Annotated in this window: 6 protein-coding genes; all 6 read left to right on the forward strand. The window is 61.8% G+C overall.

Translation table 11 applies throughout. The features are described 5' to 3' along the window. Nucleotides 1-1056 (forward strand): preprotein translocase subunit SecY (secY, locus tag EN925_RS25395; RefSeq protein WP_128337016.1); only part of this gene is annotated, 1056 nt, incomplete at its 5' end. Next, complete coding sequence (locus EN925_RS25400; RefSeq protein WP_013531436.1) at nucleotides 1053-1649, forward strand: adenylate kinase; 597 nt, start codon at nucleotides 1053-1055, stop codon at nucleotides 1647-1649. The genes secY and EN925_RS25400, both read left to right, overlap by 4 nt. Before the next feature lie 210 nt (nucleotides 1650-1859). Then, complete coding sequence (gene rpsM / locus EN925_RS25405; RefSeq protein ID WP_013531437.1) at nucleotides 1860-2228, forward strand: 30S ribosomal protein S13; 369 nt, start codon at nucleotides 1860-1862, stop codon at nucleotides 2226-2228. Between the two features lie 162 nt (nucleotides 2229-2390). Continuing rightward, nucleotides 2391-2780: a 30S ribosomal protein S11 gene (gene rpsK, locus EN925_RS25410; RefSeq protein WP_006205444.1), complete on the forward strand. Its 390-nt coding sequence runs from the start codon at nucleotides 2391-2393 to the stop codon at nucleotides 2778-2780. A gap of 102 nt (nucleotides 2781-2882) precedes the next feature. Next, the gene (locus EN925_RS25415) at nucleotides 2883-3893 is read left to right on the forward strand and encodes a DNA-directed RNA polymerase subunit alpha (RefSeq protein WP_013531438.1); all 1011 of its coding nucleotides are present in this window, start codon (nucleotides 2883-2885) and stop codon (nucleotides 3891-3893) included. 104 nt (nucleotides 3894-3997) lie between these two features. Then, nucleotides 3998-4242: 50S ribosomal protein L17 (rplQ, locus tag EN925_RS25420; RefSeq protein ID WP_128337017.1), on the forward strand; the 245-nt coding region annotated here is incomplete at its 3' end.

Consider the following 4242-nt stretch of genomic DNA (forward strand, 5'->3'; position numbering starts at 1 on the left):
ATGCAGCTGATGACCTCGGTCATCCCGTCACTGGAAGCGCTGAAGAAGGAAGGCGAACAGGGCCGCAAGGTGATCAACCAGTACACGCGCTACGGCACCGTGCTGCTTGCGCTGGTTCAGGCCTATGGCATTTCTGTCGGGCTGGAAGGCGGCAACGGCATCGTCAGTGACCCCGGCATGTTCTTCCGCATCTCGACCGTCGTCACGCTGGTCGGCGGCACCATGTTCCTGATGTGGCTGGGCGAGCAGATCACCGCCCGCGGCATCGGCAACGGTATTTCGCTGATCATCTTCTCCGGCATCGTCGCCGGCCTGCCGCACGCCATCTCCGGCACGCTGGAGCTTGGCCGCACCGGCGCGCTGTCGACCGGCCTGATCCTGGCGATCATCGTGCTGGCTATCGTCGTCATTGCGCTCATCGTGTTCTTCGAGCGCGCCCAGCGCCGCTTGCTGATCCAGTATCCGAAGCGCCAGGTCGGCAACCGGATGTTCCAGGGCGATACCTCGCATCTGCCGCTGAAGCTCAACACGTCGGGCGTCATTCCGCCGATCTTTGCCTCGTCGCTGCTTTTGCTGCCGGCCACCGTCGCCGGCTTCTCGCAGACGACGAACCTGCCGGCGTGGGCAAGCACCGTGCTCGCCTCGCTCGGCCACGGCCAGCCGCTCTACATGCTGTTTTATGCGGCGATGATCGTGTTCTTCGCCTTCTTCTACACCGCGATTGTCTTCAACCCGAAGGACACCGCCGACCAGCTCAAGAAGCATTCGGGCTTCATCCCGGGCTATCGTCCGGGCGAGCGCACCGCCGATTATATCGATTACGTTCTCACCCGCATCACCGTCGTCGGCGCCATCTATCTGGTGCTGGTGTGCCTGCTGCCGGAGTTCCTGATCTCGGCGACTGGCGTACCATTCTACCTTGGTGGCACATCGCTTCTGATCGTGGTCAGTGTCACGCTCGATACGGTTGCGCAGATTCAGGGTCACCTGATCGCGCACCAGTATGAAGGCCTGATCAAGAAGTCGAAGCTGCGCGGGGGGAAGAAAGCCAGATGAGGTTGATATTGCTTGGGCCGCCAGGAGCGGGCAAGGGGACGCAAGCACAAAGACTGGTAGAAAAACACGGCATACCCCAGCTCTCGACGGGCGACATGCTGCGTGCTGCCGTCCAGGCAGGCACCGAGGTTGGCAAGCGCGCCAAGGCGGTGATGGATGCCGGTGAACTGGTGTCCGACGCGATCGTCAACGCGATCGTCGCTGAGCGTATCGATCAGCCCGACTGCGCCAAGGGGTTCATCCTCGACGGCTATCCGCGGACCCTGGTGCAGGCGGATGCGGTCGAGCAGATGCTGTCGGATCGCTCCCAGGGGCTCGACGCCGTCATTGAACTCGTGGTCGACGACAAGGCCCTGGTTGGCCGGATCGTCAAACGCGCCGACGAGGCGCAGGCCGCCGGCCTTCCCGTTCGCAAGGACGACAATCCGACCGTGTTCGAAGAGCGCTTGAGAGAATACTACAAGAAGACGTCGCCGCTGATTGGCTACTACTATGCCAAGGGCAAGCTCCGCAGTGTCGACGGCATGGCCGATATCGACGCCGTGACGGAACAGATCGAAGCGGTGCTCAAGGACGCGGTGCGGGGAAATTAACGATTGCACTTGACGGAGGCGGTTCGCTGCGGTATGGCGGCCCGTCTTCCTATCAGGCATGAGCTTTGCTTGTCCGCAAGGGCAGGGCAGCCGCATTGAACTGGAAACTCCCGCATGGGCCGGCCTCCACCGGACGCGGGGCAACTTAAGACAGCGCCGAGCCTACCTTGTTTTTGAGGATTGGCCGGCCCACATGGAGAAGGGAAGAACATGGCTCGTATAGCCGGCGTCAACATTCCGACCAACAAGCGCGTTGTCATTGCGCTTCAGTACATTCACGGCATTGGCAAGCGGTTCGCCCAGGAGATCGTCGACAAGGTCGGCATCCCGGCCGAGCGCCGCGTCAACCAGCTGACCGATGCGGAAGTGCTGCAGATCCGCGAGACCATCGATCGCGATTACCAGGTTGAAGGCGACCTGCGCCGCGAAGTCTCGATGAACATCAAGCGGCTCATGGACCTCGGCTGCTACCGCGGCCTGCGTCACCGCCGCTCGCTGCCGGTCCGCGGCCAGCGCACGCATACCAATGCGCGCACCCGCAAGGGCCCGGCCAAGTCGATCGCCGGCAAGAAGAAGTAATTTTTTTAGGGGAATAAGGGAGTAGGGGAGTAAGGCAGTAGGGAATGCCCGCCAGTCGGGTCGCATTTTTCCCTACTCCCTTGCTGCCCTATTCCCCTACTCCCTTACGAAGGTGGAGCCGCTGGCATTACGGCGGTGTAGAGATCAACTGAAAGGACTATCATGGCCAAGGAAGCCGCTCGTGTTCGCCGTCGCGAACGCAAGAATATCTCGTCGGGCGTTGCCCACGTCAATTCGACCTTCAACAACACGATGATCACCATCACCGATGCACAGGGCAATTCGATTGCCTGGTCGTCGGCCGGTGCCCAGGGCTTCAAGGGTTCGCGCAAGTCGACCCCGTTCGCTGCCCAGATGGCTGCCGAGGATGTTGCCAAGAAGGCCCAGGAACACGGCATGCGCATGCTCGAAGTCGAGGTCTGCGGACCCGGCTCCGGTCGTGAATCGGCACTGCGCGCCCTGCAGGCGGCCGGCTTCACCATCACCTCGATCCGTGATGTGACGCCGATCCCGCACAATGGCTGCCGCCCGCGCAAGAAGCGTCGCGTCTAAGCATTTACCGAACGCCGCGCGAGCCCCCTTGGGCGCTCCTCCGCGGCATTCCAGGTCGCCCGCCACGATTGGATGGTGGCGGGTCAACGGAAGGAAAGCATCATGATCCAGAAAAATTGGCAGGAACTGATCAAGCCGAACAAGATCGAGTTCTCGTCGAAGAAGAAGACGCTGACCACGCTGGTCGCCGAGCCTCTCGAGCGTGGCTTTGGCCTGACGCTGGGCAACGCGCTGCGCCGCGTGCTTCTGTCTTCGCTGCGCGGTGCGGCTGTTACCGCCGTGCAGATCGACGGCGTTCTACATGAATTCTCGTCCATCGCCGGTGTGCGCGAGGACGTGACCGACATCGTCTTGAATATCAAGGAAATCGCCATCCGCATGGAAGGCGATGGTCCCAAGCGCATGGTCGTTCGCAAGCAGGGACCGGGTGCGGTTCTTGCCGGCGACATCCAGACGGTTGGCGACGTCGAGATCCTCAACCCCGACCACGTCATCTGCACGCTGGACGAAGGCGCTGAAATCCGCATGGAATTCACCGTCGACACCGGCAAGGGTTACGTGCCGGCCGACCGCAACCGCGCCGAAGACGCGCCGATCGGCCTCATCCCGGTCGACAGCCTTTATTCGCCGGTCAAGAAGGTCTCCTACAAGGTCGAGAACACCCGCGAGGGCCAGGTTCTCGACTATGACAAGCTGACCATGACGATCGAGACCGACGGTTCGATCACCGGCGAGGACGCAGTGGCTTTCGCCGCCCGCATCCTGCAGGACCAGCTCGGCCTGTTCGTCAACTTCGACGAGCCGCAGAAGGAAGTCGCCGCCGAGGCCGTCACCGAGCTCGCCTTCAACCCGGCGCTGCTCAAGAAGGTCGACGAACTCGAGCTTTCGGTGCGTTCGGCCAACTGCCTGAAGAACGACAACATCGTCTATATCGGCGACCTGATCCAGAAGACCGAGGCCGAGATGCTGCGCACCCCGAACTTCGGCCGCAAGTCGCTGAACGAGATCAAGGAAGTCCTGGCGGCGATGGGCCTGCACCTCGGCATGGAAGTGCCGGACTGGCCGCCGGAAAACATCGAAGACCTCGCCAAGCGTTACGAAGACCAATATTGAGCATGAATTCCAAGGATCGGCGGCGTGGGCCGCTCGATCCGACGGTCATGCGGAAAACCATCAGAGGCCGCGGCCTCTTGAACAACTGAAGAAGGAAAAGAGCCATGCGCCACGGTTTCAAAGGCCGCCGCTTCGCCCGAAGCATTAGCCATCGCAAGTCGATGTTCGCCAACCTCGCCGTGTCGCTGCTCGAGCACGAGCAGATCGTCACAACCTTGCCGAAGGCGAAGGACCTGCGTCCGATCGTCGAGAAGCTGGTGACGCTCGGCAAGCGTGGCGACCTGCACGCCCGCCGCCAGGTCATTGCCCAGATCGGCAATGAAGGCGTCGTCAAGCGTCTGTTCGACAC

Origin of the sequence: Mesorhizobium sp. M7A.F.Ca.US.006.04.2.1, assembly GCF_004022915.1 — a bacterium.
Lineage (GTDB): Bacteria > Pseudomonadota > Alphaproteobacteria > Rhizobiales > Rhizobiaceae > Mesorhizobium > Mesorhizobium ciceri.